Raw genomic sequence first — 17,304 nt, forward strand, 5'->3', positions numbered from 1 at the left:
CGGGAGAGATTGACATGCGCGTACTCGTCACAGGGCACAAGGGATATCTCGGATCCGTCATGGTGCCCGAACTGCTCGCCCGCGGTCACGAGGTCGTCGGTCTCGACACGGGACTCTTCGCGGAATGCACTCTCGGCACGGCACCGCAGGATCCGCCCGGCATGACCGTCGACATCCGCGATGTGGGAACCGAGCACCTCACCGGGTTCGACGCCGTCGTCCACCTGGCGGCGTTGTCGAACGACCCGCTCGGTGCGTTCGCACCCGAGATCACCTACGACATCAACCATCTCGGATCCGTCCACCTCGCCAGGTGCGCGAAGGAGGCCGGTGTGCGCCGGTTCCTCTACGCGTCGACCTGTTCGGTGTACGGAAGCGCGGGCGACGATCTCGTGGACGAGAGTGCTCCGCTCCGGCCGCTCACGCCCTACGCCGTGAGCAAGGTCCGGGTCGAGGACGACGTGGCGGCCCTGGCCGATTCGGGTTTCTGTCCCGTCTTCCTCCGCAACGCCACAGCCTTCGGATACTCGCCACGGCTCCGCGCGGACATCGTCGTGAACAATCTCGTCGGCACCGCGGTGCTCACCGGCGAGGTGCGCGTGCTGTCGGACGGCACCCCGTGGCGTCCCCTCGTTCACGCGAAGGACATCGCCCTCGCGTTCGCGTGTGCCCTCACCGCACCGGAGAGCGATGTGCACTGCGCCGCCTTCAATGTCGGCACCGAATCCAACAACGTCCGCGTACGCGACATCGCCGAGTCCGTCACCCGCGCGGTCCCCGGGTCGTTCGTCTCCATCACCGGCGAGACCGGTCCCGACCCACGCTCGTATCGTGTGGACTTCTCGGCCATTCGCCGCGCCATGCCGGCCTTCGTTCCGTCGTGGAGTGTCGACGCAGGCGCTGCCGAACTGTTCCGTCACTTCGTCGCCGACGGCCTCACGAAGGAGGACTTCACCCAGCGCTTCACGCGCCTGGCACATCTGCGGCGGCTGTCCGATGCGGGACGCCTCGACCCGACGCTGCGGCCACGGCCGGCGGGCGTGTTCCGCGAATGAACAGGTGCCGCGCGTGCGGCCACGATCGCCTCGAGCGAGTCCTCGATCTCGGAGCGGTCCCGCCCGCCGATTTCTTTCCACCCGGGGACTCGCCTCCTTTACCCGCCGAATCAGCCCACGAACTGGCGATGGTTTTGTGTACCGGCTGCGGACTGGCGCAGCTGGCGGACGACGACACCGTCCCGGACGAGCCCCGCGGCATCGAGCCGGAGGCGCTGCGCGAGCAGGCCCGCGAGGCCGTCGAGGTCGTCGAGCGGGCGGGCAGGCTGAAGGGCCGCACGGTGATCGAGTTCGGCAGTCCGCACGGCGGCACCTGGCTCCCCCTGCTGATCGAACGCGGTTTCCAGCCCGCCTTCCCCGGGGCCGCCGCGTCCCTGGTCCTCGACAGCTTCGGCATCATGCACGAAGCCGATCAGCGCGCGGCATTCCTCAAACGCGCGGCGGCGCTCTCCCCCGACGGTGTGCTGCTGCTCCAGTTCCACACCCTCTCCGCCATCGTGTCGCAGGGCCAGTGGAACGCCCTGCGGCACGGTCATTTCGCGTACTACTCACTGACCGCGCTGCGGCGACTGCTCGAGGACGTGGGACTGCACATCTCCGAGGCCTGGACCTTCGACCTCTACGGCGGCACCGTGCTGGTCGCTGCCGAACGGGATCCGTGGACGAATGCGGGACTGAGTGCACGCCGGATCCTCGCCGCCGAACGGGCGACCGGCATCACGAGCGCTGCGACACTCCGCACCCTGCAACGGCAGGCCGACCGCCAGGTGGACGAACTGGTCTCCTGGCTGCGCAAGTCGGCCGCCGAACACCGACGGGTCTTCGCCTACGGCGGGGCTTCCCGGGCCGTGGCACTGTTCGCTCGTGCGGGTGTCGACCGCTCCGTCATGGAGGCCGTCGCCGACGGCTCACCGGCGAAGGCCGGACGGCGAATGCCGGGAACGGACGTCCCGATCGTCGACCTCACCGCTCTGCGCGATGCATCCCCCGATTGCATCCTGCTCACCGTCCCCGATCTGCTCCCCGAAGTGCGGGCGCAGTTCCCGGAGTTCGAGGGCCGCTGGTGTATTCCACCCGACAGCCGGCACGGGGTCCGGTGGGTCGGGTGAGACACATTCAGGCGCGGTGCTCGTCTGCGGGTCCCCCGCGGTGCTCGTCTGCGGGTCCCCCGCGGTGCTCGCCGGCGGGTGCCCAGTAGCGACGCCACGCATCCTCGTCGAGCCCGCCGTGCGGAACTCCGTCGGTGTGCGCGGCCTTCTCCGTTGCCCGGATCGATCCGGCGAACGCGAGGATCGCCGATCGGAGCGTCGACTCCGTGTCGCCCGTGCCTGTGATCCGGACGACCCGCAACGTCTCGGGCACCAGGTCCTCCGGGAAACCCGCTCGCATCGCGCGTTCGATCACCTTGTCGGCCAGGGAGAGTGCGGGCTGCGCCATCGCGATCCCGTCGAGGCACGACGTGCGTGCCTTCTCCGTCTTCTTCGCGATCTCCCACGCCGCTTCCTGCTCCGCGACGTCGAGCGGACCGGTGTGCCCGTTGGTCAGGTGCGGGCTGCGCGCGGCCAGCTTGGCGACGAGCGTCGCCGCCACGTCGTCGACCGTGAACTGCCCGTTCGCCTCGGCGATCCGGGAGTGGAACAGCACCTGCAGCAGCAGGTCGCCGAGTTCTTCGCGGAGCTCGTCCGGATCACCCGACTCGACGGCGTCGAGAAACTCGTAGGTCTCCTCGATCAGATAGCGGCGCAGACTCTCGTGGGTCTGAGTGACCTCCCATCCCCCGAACGACCACAGTCTGTCCATCACGGCCGCCGCCTCGGCGAGAGCGGTGTAGTCGGTCATGCATTCACCGTCGCCGCGCTGTTCAGGTCCACCGAGCCCTGCGGCTTGCCGTCGAGGGCGAGCAGGAAGTCGGCGATGTACTGCAGCAGCGCCACGTCGCGCACCCGATCCGATCCGACCCCGCCGGTCCGCGGGATCGGCAGCTGCACGAGACCGCTCGTCGCGCGGTACTGCGCTCCCGGGTACAACCGCTTGAGCCGCATCTGCTTCGAGTCGGGCAGCTCCATCGGCGAGATCCGGATCTGGGTGCCGGTGACCGCGACCTCCTCGAGGCCGTACTCGCGGCACAGGAACCGCAACCGGCCGACGGACACGAGCCGCTGCACCTCATCGGGCAGCGGACCGTAACGGTCGACGAGTTCGTCGACGACCGTGGCGATCGCGGCGTCGTCGTTCGCGGCGGCGAGCTTGCGGTACGCCTCGAGGCGCAGCCGGTCGGATGCGACGTAGTCGGCCGGGATGTGCGCGTCGACGGGAAGGTCGATCCGCACCTCCTTGGGCGCTTCGTCGGTGGTGACCGTGCGGCCGTCGGCCGCGGCCCGGTACGCCTCGACGGCCTCGCCGACGAGCCGCACGTACAGGTCGAAGCCCACGCCGGCGACGTGGCCGGACTGTTCGGCACCGAGAACGTTACCGGCGCCGCGGATCTCGAGGTCCTTCATGGCCACGGCCATACCCGCGCCGAGATCGGAGTTCTGCGAGATCGTGGCGAGTCGGTCGTAGGCGGTCTCCGTCAGCGGCTTCTCCGCCGGGTACAGGAAGTACGCGTAGCCGCGCTCACGCGAACGCCCGACGCGGCCGCGCAACTGGTGCAGCTGCGACAGACCGAGCGAATCCGCACGTTCGACGATGAGCGTGTTGGCGTTCGAGATGTCGAGGCCGGTCTCGACGATCGTCGTGCACACCAGCACGTCGAACTCGCGCTGCCAGAAGCCCTGCACCGTCTTCTCGAGCGTCTCCTCCTTCATCTGCCCGTGCGCGACCGCGACCCGCGCCTCGGGGACGAGATCGCGGAGTCGCTTGGCGGCCTTGTCGATCGAGCTCACCCGGTTGTGGACGTAGAAGACCTGACCGTCGCGCAGCAGCTCTCGGCGGATCGCCGCGGCGACCTGTTTGTCGTTGTACGCACCCACATAGGTGAGGATCGGGTGCCGCTCCTCGGGCGGGGTGAGGATGGTCGACATCTCGCGGATCCCGGCCATGCTCATCTCGAGGGTTCGCGGAATCGGTGTGGCCGACATCGTGAGCACGTCGACGTGCGTGCGCAGCGCCTTGATGTGTTCCTTGTGCTCGACGCCGAAACGCTGCTCCTCGTCGACGATCACGAGACCGAGGTCCTTCCAGCGGATCCCGGTCTGGAGCAGGCGGTGGGTGCCGACGACGATGTCGACGGTGCCGTCGGCCATGCCCTCGGTGATCGCGCGCGAATCGGATGCGTCGGTGAACCGGCTCAGCCCCTTCACCGTCACGGGGAAGGCCGCCATCCGCTCGGTGAAGGTCTGCAGGTGCTGCTGCGCGAGCAGGGTCGTGGGGACGAGCACCGCGACCTGCTTGCCGTCCTGCACGGCCTTGAAGGCCGCACGCACCGCGATCTCGGTCTTGCCGTAGCCGACGTCGCCGATCACGACGCGGTCCATCGGCACCGCCTTCTCCATGTCGGCCTTAACCTCGGAGATCACCGTGAGCTGGTCCTGTGTCTCCGTGAAGGGGAAGGCGTCCTCCATCTCCTTCTGCCACGGCGAGTCGGGCGCGAAGGCATGGCCGGGCGAGGCCTGCCGCGCCGCGTACAGCCGCACGAGCTCGCCGGCGATCTCGCGAACCGCCTTGCGCGCCTTGCGCTTGGTGTTGGCCCAGTCGGATCCGCCGAGCTTGCTGACGGACGGCAGCTCACCGCCGACGTACCGAGAGAGCTGGTCGAGCTGCTCCATCGGCACGAACAGCTTGTCGCCGGGCTGGCCCCGCTTGCCGGGCGCGTACTCGATGACGAGATACTCGCGGCGGGCACCACCGACCGTGCGCTCGACCATCTCGACGAACTTGCCGATGCCGTGCTGGTCGTGGACGACGAAGTCACCGGCGTTCAGGGCGAGCGGGTCGACCTGGTTGCGACGCTTGACGGGAGTCTTGCGGCCCTCGGTGACCACGCGGTTACCGGTGAGGTCGGCCTCGGTGACGACCACCAGCCCCGGCACCACGTTGTCGTCGTTGCCGGGGAGGACGACGCCCTCGTGCAGGCAACCGCGCATGACGCCGACCTGCCCGCGCACCGGTTCGGTGCCCGGTTCGAGCTTCGCGGCGGGGACCTCGTTCTCCTTCAGCCGCTCGAGGATGCGCTGTCCGGTGCCCGCACCGGCGACGACGATCACCGCACGGCCCCCCGCGGTGACGTGGGCGCGCAGGTTCACGAACAGCATCGACAGCAGGTCCTCGGAGCCGCGGACCTCGGGGGCCGGCTGCACGTCGAGGACGAGTTCGGTGTCGGCACCGGAGGCGAGCGGGCTGAGCGTCCACCACGGTCTGCCCGCGGCCTGCGCGGCCTCGCGCACCTGACGCAGCGACCGGTAGGCCGACGCGCCGAGATCGAGCTTCCGGCCGTCCACCCCGTTGAGGTTCGAGGTGTCGAGCGGCGCCGCACCACCGATCGAGGCGGCCGTCCACGACGCCTCGAGGAACTCCTGCCCGGTGCGGGCGAGATCGCTCGCACGGGTGCGGACCTTCTCCGGGTCGCAGATCAGCACGTGCGCCCCGGCGGGCAGAACGTCGGTGAGCAACTGCAACTCGCCGGGCTGCAGCACCGGCAGCAACGCTTCCATGCCCTCGACGGGGATGCCGCCGGCCATCTTGTCGAGCATCTCGACGAGCGCCGCATCGGCCGGGTTGTCCTCGGCGAGCTGCGCGGCGCGGGCCTTGACCTCGTCGGTGAGCAGCAGTTCGCGGCACGGCGGCGCGACGAGCACCGGCACGTCGACCTCGGAGATCGAACGCTGGTCGGCGACGGAGAAGCAGCGAAGTTCGGTGACCTCGTCGCCCCAGAACTCGACGCGGACCGGATGGTCGGCGGTGGGCGGGAAGACGTCGAGGATGCCGCCGCGCACCGCGAACTCACCGCGCTTGCCGACCATGTCGACGCGGGTGTACGCCAGTTCGACGAGCCGCTCGACGAGTTCCTCGAAGTCGTGTTCGGTGCCGACCCGCAGCGTGACGGGGTCGATCTCGCCGAGTCCGGGAGCCATCGGCTGCACCAGCGACCGCACGGTGGCGACGACGACCCGCAGTGCGGGCCCGAGATCGCGATCGTCGGGACGCGCGAGGCGACGCAGGACGTGCAGGCGACGGCCGACCGTGTCGGCGCTCGGCGACAGGCGCTCGTGCGGCAAGGTCTCCCATGAGGGGAACTGCGTGACGCCCTCGCCGAACATCTCGGTGAGTTCGGCGGTGAGATCGTCGGCCTCGCGTCCGGTGGCGGTGACCACGAGCAGAGGTGTCTTCTCGGCCAGCGCCGCCGCGACGAACGGCCGCGCGGCGGGTGGGGCGACGATCTCCTGTTCGGCGGAACCGGCGAGCTCGCCGATCCTGCGCAGTCTGTCGTCGGCCAGCGCGATCCGCGCCAATCCGGACAGTGGGACAGCGGCCGGGGGCACAGCAGACAAGGAAGGCGCTCCTGAGTGTGGGACGAGAACCTTGTCGAGTCTATTCCGCTGTTCCCCGCGCGTCACCGCGCCGGGGCGTGAAACGCGCTACCGCGCCGGGGCGTGAAACGCGCTACCGCGCCGGGGGCGTGAGGAGGTCGGCGCTGTTTGCACCGAGGTCGCGCGCGGCCCACTCGGCCAGCCGTGCGAACAGTTCGTCGTCGTCCGCCTCGCGCCGGGTGTCATCGTCGGCGAGCCAGCGACGGCGCACCATTCTCAGCAGTGCCGCGCGGGTGCGGACGGGATCGGCGTCGAGCGCGAAGGTGACGAAAGCGTCGGGTGTCCACGCTTCGATACCCGATCGTTCCAGTGCCCCGGTGAGCTCGGGGTCGGCGGTGACGACGGCGTCGGCGTGGCACAGCAGCGCCACCGAGGTCACGTGTGCCTCCCTCGGTCCCGTCACGTGCGGCACCTCGCGGAGCACGGTGGTGGGCCAGACCACCCGGGCGTCGGGGAAGGCGCGGTCGAGTTCGGCGAAGAGGAAGTCGCGGGCGGGACGCAGCAGTTCCTGCGGCAGTCGGCGGTCCACTTCCGCGATGATTCCGTCGCTCCAGAAGGGTTGGTAGAGGCCGTCTTCGGTAAGGGCGAGCGCCACATCGCGCAGGCGGGGGCGGGCGAGGACCGTCGCATCGAGCACCACTCGAACCGGCATCGTCACCCTTCGTCGAACCGTCGGAACGGACCGTACCGTGCTGCCGCGGCGGGCCGCGTCATGCTGTCAGAACGGGTCGTACAGTCCTTCGCGCCGCGTGAGATCGGCGAGTCCGTCGAGGACCGTCGTGACCACCTCCGCCTGCTGCTTCGCGAGGTCGAGGACGTCGGAGCGCGACACCCGCCGGTGCAGGCCGTGGAAGTCGGCGGAGAGTGCGCCCGTGTCGACCAGGCGCGCGACGTGCCGGCGGGAGCAGCCGAGGACGTCGGCGGCCTGGGCGATGGTGAGCAACGACGGCACGACACCGATCGTCACGGCGGTGTCGGACCCGAACCGGTCGAGCAGACCCGCCAGCGCCGCGGGGGCCTCCTCGGCGGAGAACGGCCCGAAGGTCACGACTGCAGCCGCAGACGGCGCTCCACGAACTGCCGGAAGTATTCGAGCTTGTTCGCCGGCACCAGCGCGGGCAGGATCATCTGCCACATCGCACCGGTCTGCTCTGCGAGCCGTTCGGTCGCCTTGAGAGCGTTCGCCATGATCCGGGCGCCCATCGCCTGTTCGAGCAGCAGCAGGGAGACCGCGTGGACGTCGACGTCCTCGACGAGGTCGCCCTCGTCGGCGGCCCGGGCCGCGAGCTCCTGCAGGTTGTTCTGCCAGATCTCGTAGGGCCGGTGCTCGGTGCCCTGGTAGTCGCCGATCTCGACCAGCAGCCGGAACATCGCCCGCACCACGGAATCGGTCTCGGACATGTCGACGTGCAGGACCGACAGGTCGATCAGTGTCTCGAGCGCCGGGGAACGGCGGTCCATCTTGGACTCGGCGGCGGCCTCGAAGCGGAGATAGCCGGAGTCGATCACCCCGCGCGCCAGTTCTTCCTTCGAACCGAAGTGGAAGTACAGCGCACCCTTGGTGACGCCGGCCTCCTCGATGATGTCGCCCAGGTTCGCGTCCGCGTACCCGTCGCGCACGAAGATCGTCGCTGCGCCCTGCAGCACCGATTCGCGTGTCACCTCTGCGCGTACTTGTCGTCCCACCACAGCCTGCCTTCTCACGGGTATCCCAACGATAACGCCACTTACCTGAAAGTAGAGAGCAGACGGTCCCGGAAACGAGAGGACTATTCGGAAACCGGGGGTTCCCCGAGCTTCGGGTCCGCTTCCAGACCGATGAGGCCGTTCCAGCACAGGTTCACGAGGTGGGCCGCGACGTCCTCCTTCGACGGAGTGCGGCGGTCGAGCCACCACGTCGCAGTGGTGGCGACCATGCCGACGAGAGCCTGGGCGTAGAGCGGAGCGAACTCCGGGTTGAGCCCCCGCCGGGAGAAGTCGCCGGTCAACAGCTTCCCCACCTGACGCATCGCCTCGTTGAGCAGACTCGAATAGGTGCCTTCCTCGGCGGACATCGGCGAGTCGCGCACGAGGATGCGGAAGCCGTCGGTGCGCTCCTCTATGTAGGTGAGCAGAGCGAGCGCGGCCCGCTCGACGCGGATCCTCGACCGGTTGCGGGTGAGGCTCTCGGTGACCATCGACATCAGCACGGTCATCTCGCGGTCCACGACCACCGCGTAGAGACCTTCCTTACCGCCGAAGTGCTCGTAGACGACCGGCTTGGAGACCTGCGCCCGCTGGGCTATCTCCTCGATGGAGGTGCCCTCGTAGCCGCGCTCGGCGAACAGGGCGCGACCGATTTCGATGAGCTGTTCCCGACGCTGCGTGCCCGTCATCCGGATCCGCGGAGCGCGCTCGGTTCGCTTCTGCGACGCCTGCGACACAGGTCCTCCTTCGGCGGCGGGACGTACTCGAACGTTCGACAGCCTATCCATTCCCGATCGCGCCACCCCAGGTTCGACGTCGACGCCGTCTCGTGCGAGGATCAGGGGCGCACGCCCGCCGGTTCCGCCGCGGGGGTGTGGCAATCCGCCGTGGTGTAATCGGCAGCACCTCTGATTTTGGTTCAGATAGTTCAGGTTCGAGTCCTGGCGGCGGAGCGGGAACCGTCCCGGGGAGCCTCAGCGCTTCCCCGGTGTACGCACGGACCGGCGTACAGAAACGTGTCGAGGGAGCTACATGCAGGTGCAGACCGCGATCGTCGTGCTGGCAGCCGGAGCAGGAACAAGGATGCGGTCGAAGACACCGAAGGTGTTGCACACCCTCGGTGGACGCACGATGCTCGCTCACTCCCTGTACGCCGCCGCCGCACTCGGACCCGCCCATCTCGTCACCGTCGTCGGGCACCGCCGCGAGGAGGTCTCCGCCGAGGTGAGCGCCGTCGCCGCGGATCTCGACCGCGAGATCCGGGTGACCGTCCAGGAGGAACAGCTCGGCACCGGCCACGCCGTGGAGTGCGGCCTCGGCGCCCTCCCCGACGACTTCGACGGCACGGTCGTCGTCACCGCCGGCGACGTCCCGCTGCTCCGCTCCGACACCCTGCAGGAACTGCTCGACGCACACCTCGACACCGAACCTGCCGCCGTCACCGTCCTCACCACGACGGTGTCCGAGCCGACCGGCTACGGACGCATCGTGCGCACCACCGACGGCGACGTCGCCGGGATCGTCGAGGAGAAGGACGCCTCGCCGACGCAGCGCGCGATCCAGGAGATCAACACGGGCGTGTACGCCTTCGACGCGGCCGCGCTGCGATCCGCGCTCGGCAAGCTGAGCGCCGACAACTCGCAGGGCGAGCTGTACCTGACCGACGTCGTGAAGATCGCCCGCAACGAGGGCCACACCGTCCGCGGACTCCACACCGACGACGCGGTGCAGGTCTCCGGCGTCAACGACCGCGTCCAGCTCGCCGCACTGACCACCGAACTCAACCGGCGCCTGCTCGAGCACTGGATGCGCGAGGGTGTCACGGTGATCGACCCGGCTTCGACGTGGATCGACGTCGACGTCGTGCTCGGCGCCGACGTCACCATCCACCCGGGTGTGCAGTTGCGCGGCCGCACGGTGATCGCCGACGACGCGGAGGTCGGCCCCGACACGACGCTGACCGACGTGCAGGTCGGCGCCGGCGCCACCGTGATGCGCACCCACGGCTCCGACGCCGTGATCGGCGCGGAGGCCACCGTCGGCCCGTTCACCTACCTGCGCCCCGGCACCGAACTCGGCGCGTGCGGCAAGCTCGGCGCCTTCGTCGAGACGAAGAACGCGCAGATCGGAGCGCATTCGAAGGTCCCCCACCTCACTTATGTCGGCGACGCGGAGATCGGCGAGCACTCCAACATCGGGGCATCGAGCGTGTTCGTCAACTACGACGGGGTGAAGAAGTACCGCACGGTCGTCGGATCGCACGTCCGGACCGGGTCGGACACTATGTTCGTCGCTCCCCTCACGGTGGGCGACGGCGCCTACACGGGCGCCGGAACAGTACTCCGTCGCGACGTTCCTCCGGGGGCGCTGGCGGTGTCGGGTACGCCACAGCGCAATATTGACGGGTGGGTCCAGCGAAATCGCGCCGGTACCCCCGCTGCCGAGGCAGCATCGAGAGCACAGCAGCCGCACGACCACGATCGCCAGAAGGACGGCCAGAACCAGTGACCAATTGGATCGACAACCAGAAGAACTTGATGCTCTTCTCCGGCCGGGCCCATCCCGAGCTGGCAGAGCAGGTCGCGAAGGAACTGGGCGTCCCCCTCACCCCGCAGACGGCACGGGACTTCGCGAACGGTGAGACGTTCGTGCGTTTCGAGGAGTCGGTGCGCGGTTCGGATGCCTTCGTGCTGCAGAGCCATCCGTTCCCGCTGAACCAGTGGGTCATGGAGCAGCTCATCATGATCGACGCGCTCAAGCGTGGTTCGGCCAAGCGCATCACCGCGATCCTGCCGTTCTACCCCTACGCCCGTCAGGACAAGAAGCACCGCGGCCGCGAGCCCATCTCCGCCCGCCTGATCGCCGATCTGCTCAAGACCGCCGGCGCCGACCGCATCATCACGGTCGACCTGCACACCGATCAGATCCAGGGCTTCTTCGACGGTCCGGTCGACCACATGCACGCACAGGGCCAGCTCGCCGAGTACATCCGCGGCAAGTACGGCGTCGAGAACATCGCCGTGGTCTCCCCCGACTCCGGTCGCGTGCGGGTGGCCGAGAAGTGGGCCGACACCCTCGGTGGCGCGCCGCTGGCGTTCATCCACAAGACCCGCGACCCGCTGGTGCCCAACCAGGTCAAGTCGAACCGCGTGGTCGGTGAGGTCGACGGCCGCACCTGCATCCTGATCGACGACATGATCGACACCGGTGGCACCATCGCCGGCGCCGTGAAGATCCTCAAGGAGGCCGGCGCGGGCGACGTCATCATCGCCGCCACCCACGGTGTGCTCTCCGACCCGGCCGCCGAGCGCCTTGCTTCGTGCGGCGCCAAGGAGGTCATCGTCACCAACACGCTGCCGATCCCGCCGGAGAAGCAGTTCGACTGCCTCACCGTGCTGTCGATCGCTCCGCTGCTCGCGCAGACGATCCGCGAGGTCTTCGAGAACGGCTCGGTCACCTCGCTGTTCAACGGGGTCGCCTGACCTTCCGCTCGACGACGGGGCAGACTTGTCCGGGTGTTCACCGGATTTCCCGTCGCGGCCATCGACTTCTACGACGATCTCGAGGCCGACAACAGCAAAGCATTCTGGGCCGCGCACAAGGCCGTCTACGACGACTGCGTGCGCGGCCCGATGCTTGCCCTACTTGCGGAACTCGAGGAGGAGTTCGGGGAGGGCAAGGCCTTCCGCCCGTACCGCGACGTGCGGTTCAGCAAGGACAAGCTGCCGTACAAGACCCACCAGGGCGGATTCGCCTCCGTCGCGCAGAGCGTCGGCTACTACGTCGAGATCAACGCCGCCGGATTGCGGGTCGCCGCCGGCCTGTTCCACGGCTCGTCCGATCAGATCGCCGGTTACCGGACCGGGGTCGATCACGACCGTCGCGGCCCCGAGCTCGGGAGGATCGTGCGCAAGCTCGAACGCGCGGGATACGAGATCGGCGGCGACCGGTTGAAGTCCCGGCCGCGCGGCGTGGACGTCGATCATCCCCGCATCGAACTCATGCGTCACCGGTCGCTGTGGGCCGGTCGCACCGAGATCTCCCCGCCGTGGATCGACAGTCCGCGCACCCTCGAGGAGGTGCGTTCGGCGTGGCGTGAGTTCCGGCCGCTGGTGCGCTGGCTCACCGCTGCTACCACAACGTGATCCGGCAGACCGGGTGGTATGGAAATGCTGTGTGGCGCAATGGTTTGAAGGACGCGCCGGGACGGGGATGATCTTCGTCACGCCGCGTGAAATCGTCGCAGGTCGTGCGAGACCCCCCTCCCCTGCGTAACTCGGCTTTCACCTAAAGTGGCACCTCGTGACCGACGCGCAAACTCTCGAAGCCCCTACGGAAAACGCGACAATCCGAACGGTCCGACGATGGTCGCCGGGTGCGTGCGTCTGGTGCGGCGACACCGACTCTGTCGAGGTCTTCCGCAACGAACCTCGCTGTGCCACATGCCGTAAGCACGAAGCCGTCATCGACGAGGCCCGCAAGTTCATGGGCATGTACGGCCTGCGCCCCATCGGCGGCACCCTGCAGTCCGACGACGAGGAGGAATACGAGCACCGCCTCGCCGCCCGCGAGGCCCGCCGCGCCCTCAACGACATCCGTCTCGCCGAGCAGCCCGACCCGGCGCTCGTGCGCAAGGCCTTGCGTCCCCGCGCCGCCGCGATCACGGAGGGCCACACCGGTTCCTCCGCGCAGACGTCGACGCGTCCGGCCTCCGCGACCCGCAGCTCGTCCGCTTCGGCCAAGCCGGCGAAGTCCGCGGCTCCGGTCCGGACGGGCGCCGTGGACGTCGAGGAGATCCAGACCCGGGCCCTCGCGCTGCTCGATCAGCTCTCCGCGATCGACGCGCAGCTCGCGCTCGTCGCCGAGCAGAACGGCCTCGCCGCCCGCGCCCGCCGCAGCGATCTGGAGAAGCAGAAGGCGACGATCCTGCGCACCCTCGCCGCACTCGAGAAGGCACGTCTGAGCGCATCCGGCAGCTAGTCGCCGGCTCACACCACCGCAGCCCCGTCCCGCTCCGTCGAGTCCGCTCGACGGTCCGGTGCCGGGGCTGCCGTCGTTACCGCACGTCACGACGGTTGTCGTTACCGCACCTCACGACAACGGACCAGGTAGTCTGTGATCGACCAAGAGCCTGTCGGGGGCACTGCTCGGGCCTTCCCGCCTGTGCAGATCCGGGCTGAAGCCTTCCGAAGGAGTGCGCGTGAGTGTTTCCGACTCCCCTCGTGTCGGTGCACCCGCGTGGCGTTCCTTGTCCTCGGCTCTGGCGCGACCCCGATTGTTCGCGTGTCTCGACCGGTGCTCCACGCTGACGGTGATCGACGCTCCCCCGGGTTTCGGCAAGCGGACGCTCGTCGCGGGATGGCTCCATCGGGGCGGCGCACCCGACCACACGATCGTCTGGGTTCCCGAACTCACGGCGTCCGGCGACGGCGACCTGCCCGAGCATGCGCTCGCGGTCCTCGCCGATCACCCGGCCGTCGAGGTCGCCGGCGACGGTCCCGACGATTCCCCGTTCGAGCGCGTGGTCCGTACCTTCCGCGATCTGGGGTCGCCCTGCCTGCTCGTGCTCGCCTGTGTGTCGCCGCAGAACTCGGCCGAGGTGCTCGAAGCAACCCTTCGGCTGCTCGACCGGTGCCCCCGGCTCGATGCGATCGTCTGCCTGCCGGGAAACAGCACCGACATGACCGAGGTCGTCCTCCGCGGGATCGACTCCACGTACGTCCCGGCGGCCGATCTCGCGTTCACCATCGAGGAGACGACGCTGTTGCGCGACGCCGGACCGGAGCGCTCCGACAGCGAGTGCGAGGTCGTGTGTCGCGTGCTCGGTGGTGTGCCCACCCTGGTCTCGGCGGCCGCGGCCGTCGCCCGGAGCCGGCCCCAGCGCCTGATCGACTCCCGTGGACTGCCGACCCCGGCCTTGGCCCGCCTCGTGCGGACGTATGTGGAGAGCCGGCTCGACGAACTCGACGACGCGCACCGCGAGTTCGCGTTCTCGGTCGCCGCTGCCCACAGCGTCACCGCCGAGCGGGCGGCCGAACTGACGGGCGCGGCGGACCCCGAGGCCGCACTCGCGACGCTCGCCGCGGCCGGCCTCCTGATGGATTCGCCCTTCGACGATCCCCGGACGTGGCGGTGGCCCGACGCCGTCCGCTCGTGCGTGCTCGACATCTCCCGCCGAGAGCAACCCGGACGTGTCGACGCCCTGCTCGTCGATCTCGCCCGGGCCCATCGCGACGCCGGCAGGCCCGCCGAGGCGTCGATCTATGCCGTCGAGGCCGGCGACTGGGAGACCGCCGTGGCGATCGTCGAGGAATCCTGGGCGCGCATGGTCGACAGTTCTTTCGACGTTCTCGTCAAGGTGCTCCGGCAGATCCCCGACCAGGAGCTCGGCGACCATCCGTCGGTCCAGGCAGGTCGCGCGCTGTTCACGCAGATGCTCGACGAACATTCGATCCTGCACGCCTCCCTGCCCGCGGATCCCGACGAACTCACCGAGCTCGGGAAGACACCCGGCGCCGCGCAGGCCCTCTACGTCGCGACGGTGCAGACCCTGACCCTGCGGGTCTCGGGCGAATTCGGTGAGGCCGCGCGGTTGACGCTGCTGTTGCGTCCGCTCGTCGATTCGATCCTCGAACACCGGCCCGACGATCTCGGTCCGCAACTGCCGCTGCTGCGCGTGCAGTGGGCGATCACGCTCCAGCTCGCCGGATATCTGACCGAGTCCACCACCGTCTTCCGCCGCGCCTACCGCGGTGCGTACGCCGTGAACATCGCCTTCGTCATCCAGAACGCCGCGGGCAGCTCGGCGCTGAACTGGGCGGTGACGGGCGACAATCCGCGCGCCCGGGAATGGCTGCGCATCGAGAGCAACGCCGAGCCCACCGAGGGTCGCTGGGGCGAGATGGTCAAGGTGGGTGGTCGCGTGGCGTCCGCGCTCGTCCACCTCGACTCGCTCGAGCTCGACCGTGCCGTCGGATATCTCGACGAGCTCGGTGTCCCGCGGGTTTCGGAGGAACTCTGGGGATTCGTCGCCTACGGCCGGGCCTACTACAACCTGGCGGCGGGCAACGCCTACGACGGACTCACCGAACTGCACCGGCTCATCGCTTCACACCACGATCTGTTCGACCGCGGCGCGTTCTCGCGCATCCTGCTCGGGGCCGCCGAGATCGACCTGCAGCTGGCGCTCGGCAACGGCAACCTCGCGCGCGCCCTCGCCGAGGAGTCGCCGCAGACCCATCCGATGCTCGTGGTGACGAACGCGCGTGTCGAACTGTTCACCGGTCATCCGGAGATCGCGCTCAAGAAGCTCAAGCGTGTTCCGTGGACGGAGTGCGGCTTCCCGCGCGCACATGTCGAGGCGTTGCTCATCGAGGCGAGCGCCCACCTCGATCTCGACAAGAAGGACGCCGCGGTCCGCAGCTGGCAGCGGGCCTGCACGCTCGCCGAGGCCCTCGGCAACCGCCGCGCCTTCACCACTCTGGCCGAGGGTGTCGCCGGGCGTCTTGCGGAGCCCGGCGGTCTCACCGTCCCGGACGAGGCGATCGGGTCCGTCTTCACCGAACCGGTCACCCATGTCGAACTGTCCCGGCGGGAGACAGACGTGCTGGAGTTGCTGGCGCTGGGATCGACGCACGCCGACATCGCGAAGAAGTTGTTCGTCTCGCACAACACGATCAAGACCCAGTTGCGCAGCATCTACCGCAAGCTCGGCGTGCACACGCGGGTGGAAGCCATCGGCCGGGCGCGCGATCTCAGGCTGCTGCCGGTCCGCCGGTCGCTGTAGCCGAACGCGCACGCATCCGGGCGGTGAGCCGAAGATCGAGCGCCCACACGACACCCGCGAGCGCCGCCAGTCCGACACCGAGCACACACACCGCGGTCCACCCGCCGGCGCTCCACGCCATCGTGCCGAGCGCCGAACCGGACGCCGCACCGATGAAGTAGCCCGTCATGTAGACGGAATTGACGCGCGAGCGGGCGTCGGGGTCGAGGGCGTACACGATGTTCTGGTTGGTGATGTGCACGAGGTTGAGCGCGAGGTCGACGACGAGCATCCCGACGACGAACCACACCAGCGAGCTCGCACCCGCCGCGAGCGCCGCCCACGACGCGATCAGCGTGAACACTCCCACCGCCGTCGTCGGCGGTCCGTAACCGCGGTCGACGAGCCGGCCCGCCGCGGTCGCGGCGAATGCACCGGCCACCCCGGCCAGCCCGACGAGCCCGATCTGCAGGTCGTCGAGGCCGAAGGGCGGGTCGGACAGCAGAAACGCCATCGTCGAGAACAGCGCGCCCACCGACGCGAAACCCAGCCCGCCGAGCAGGGTCCGGGTGCGCAGGCGAGGATGCGTGACGATCAACGTCCCGAGTGATCGCAGCGTGCTGCCGTAACCCTGACGGACCACCGGTGGCGTCGCCGGCAGCACCCGCCACAACGCGAGCGCCACGATCACCATCGCGACCGCGCTCACCCGGTAGACCGTCGTCCAACTGTCGCCGAGTTCGGCGAGGATGCCCGCGACGCTCCGGGCCACGAGGATCCCGACGAGCAGCCCGCTCATCACGGTGCCGACCGCGCGACCCCTCGATTCCGGCGTCGCGAGGGTCGCCGCGAACGGCACCAGCACCTGCGCGGCCACCGAGAACAGACCGGCGACAGCGGTGCCCACCACGAGCACCCCGATGTTCGGCGCGAATCCGCTCAGCCCCTGCCCCGCCGCCGCGGCCAGCATGAGCATCACCGCCAGCCGCCGCTGCGGGAACATGTCGCCGAGCGGCACGAGGAACAGCAGGCCGAGAGCATAGGCGACCTGCGCGACCGTCACGGTGGAGGCGGCGGCCGATCGGGAGGTGTCCAGTGCTTCGGCGATCGAGTCGAGCAGCGGTTGGTTGAAGTAGTTGCCACCCACGCACAGACCCGTCGCCACGGCCATGAGCAACAGCACCGGGGTCGTCAGGACGGGACGGGAGGACGCCATGTCCTCCAGCGTCCCGTGTGGGCGCGGCGGAAGTCGAATCGGCTCGTCGGCCGC

General features: G+C 69.2%; 14 protein-coding genes and 1 tRNA gene. 8 read left to right on the top strand and 7 right to left on the bottom strand.

The genetic code is table 11. The annotated features are described in order from the left end of the window. Window positions 1-14: 14 nt before the first annotated feature. Both BLV31_RS20445 and BLV31_RS20450 read left to right on the top strand, forming a co-directional pair. Window positions 15-1,055: an NAD-dependent epimerase/dehydratase family protein gene (locus BLV31_RS20445; RefSeq protein ID WP_064060594.1), complete on the top strand. Its 1,041-nt coding sequence runs from the start codon at window positions 15-17 to the stop codon at window positions 1,053-1,055. Then, a complete protein-coding gene (locus tag BLV31_RS20450) occupies window positions 1,052-2,164 on the top strand; it encodes a class I SAM-dependent methyltransferase (protein ID WP_064060593.1) in 1,113 nt (370 codons plus the stop codon). The genes BLV31_RS20445 and BLV31_RS20450 overlap by 4 nt, the downstream gene beginning before the upstream one ends. Before the next feature lie 7 nt (window positions 2,165-2,171). On the opposite strand, the gene BLV31_RS20455 is transcribed toward BLV31_RS20450, so the two are convergent. The 6 genes from BLV31_RS20455 to BLV31_RS20480 all read right to left on the bottom strand — a co-directional run bounded on the left by BLV31_RS20455 (window position 2,172) and on the right by BLV31_RS20480 (window position 8,958). Continuing rightward, window positions 2,172-2,894, bottom strand: coding sequence for a nucleoside triphosphate pyrophosphohydrolase (locus BLV31_RS20455; RefSeq protein WP_064060592.1), 723 nt, complete (start codon window positions 2,892-2,894; stop codon window positions 2,172-2,174). Next, window positions 2,891-6,544: a transcription-repair coupling factor gene (gene mfd / locus BLV31_RS20460; RefSeq protein WP_064060591.1), complete on the bottom strand. Its 3,654-nt coding sequence runs from the start codon at window positions 6,542-6,544 to the stop codon at window positions 2,891-2,893. The genes BLV31_RS20455 and mfd overlap by 4 nt, the downstream gene beginning before the upstream one ends. A 112-nt stretch (window positions 6,545-6,656) precedes the next feature. Further along, complete coding sequence (locus BLV31_RS20465; RefSeq protein WP_039958469.1) at window positions 6,657-7,235, bottom strand: PIN domain-containing protein; 579 nt, start codon at window positions 7,233-7,235, stop codon at window positions 6,657-6,659. 66 nt (window positions 7,236-7,301) lie between these two features. Then, on the bottom strand, window positions 7,302-7,631 hold the full coding sequence (locus tag BLV31_RS20470) for a helix-turn-helix domain-containing protein (RefSeq protein ID WP_024103234.1): 330 nt from the start codon (window positions 7,629-7,631) through the stop codon (window positions 7,302-7,304). Further along, on the bottom strand, window positions 7,628-8,269 hold the full coding sequence (locus BLV31_RS20475) for a ScbR family autoregulator-binding transcription factor (RefSeq protein WP_033098277.1): 642 nt from the start codon (window positions 8,267-8,269) through the stop codon (window positions 7,628-7,630). The genes BLV31_RS20470 and BLV31_RS20475 overlap by 4 nt, the downstream gene beginning before the upstream one ends. 83 nt (window positions 8,270-8,352) lie before the next feature. Next, window positions 8,353-8,958, bottom strand: a complete 606-nt coding sequence (locus BLV31_RS20480; RefSeq protein WP_024103232.1) for a TetR/AcrR family transcriptional regulator — start codon at window positions 8,956-8,958, stop codon at window positions 8,353-8,355. Between the two features lie 192 nt (window positions 8,959-9,150). On the opposite strand from BLV31_RS20480, the gene BLV31_RS20485 reads away from it, so the two are divergent. The 6 genes from BLV31_RS20485 (at window position 9,151) to BLV31_RS20510 (ending at window position 16,055) form a co-directional block, all read left to right on the top strand. Further along, window positions 9,151-9,222, top strand: a tRNA-Gln gene (locus BLV31_RS20485). A 79-nt stretch (window positions 9,223-9,301) separates the two neighbouring features. Beyond that, window positions 9,302-10,777 (top strand): bifunctional UDP-N-acetylglucosamine diphosphorylase/glucosamine-1-phosphate N-acetyltransferase GlmU, encoded by a 1,476-nt coding sequence (gene glmU, locus BLV31_RS20490; RefSeq protein ID WP_006553848.1) that lies wholly within the window; start codon window positions 9,302-9,304, stop codon window positions 10,775-10,777. Beyond that, a complete protein-coding gene (locus BLV31_RS20495; protein ID WP_006553847.1) occupies window positions 10,774-11,751 on the top strand; it encodes a ribose-phosphate diphosphokinase in 978 nt (325 codons plus the stop codon). Before glmU ends, BLV31_RS20495 begins: the two co-directional genes overlap by 4 nt. 33 nt (window positions 11,752-11,784) lie before the next feature. Continuing rightward, window positions 11,785-12,414: a DUF2461 domain-containing protein gene (locus BLV31_RS20500; RefSeq protein ID WP_064060589.1), complete on the top strand. Its 630-nt coding sequence runs from the start codon at window positions 11,785-11,787 to the stop codon at window positions 12,412-12,414. Window positions 12,415-12,571: 157 nt separating this feature from the next. Continuing rightward, entirely contained in the window at window positions 12,572-13,249 is a 678-nt protein-coding gene (locus tag BLV31_RS20505; protein ID WP_006553845.1) for a hypothetical protein, read from the top strand. Between the two features lie 220 nt (window positions 13,250-13,469). Beyond that, window positions 13,470-16,055 (top strand): helix-turn-helix transcriptional regulator, encoded by a 2,586-nt coding sequence (locus BLV31_RS20510; protein WP_064060600.1) that lies wholly within the window; start codon window positions 13,470-13,472, stop codon window positions 16,053-16,055. Here the strand turns inward: BLV31_RS20510 and BLV31_RS20515 are convergent. Beyond that, window positions 16,024-17,250, bottom strand: a complete 1,227-nt coding sequence (locus tag BLV31_RS20515; protein ID WP_019288756.1) for an MFS transporter — start codon at window positions 17,248-17,250, stop codon at window positions 16,024-16,026. The two genes, BLV31_RS20510 and BLV31_RS20515, sit on opposite strands and share 32 nt — an antisense overlap. Window positions 17,251-17,304 lie beyond the last annotated feature (54 nt).

This window comes from Rhodococcus pyridinivorans (assembly GCF_900105195.1).
Lineage (GTDB): Bacteria > Actinomycetota > Actinomycetes > Mycobacteriales > Mycobacteriaceae > Rhodococcus > Rhodococcus pyridinivorans.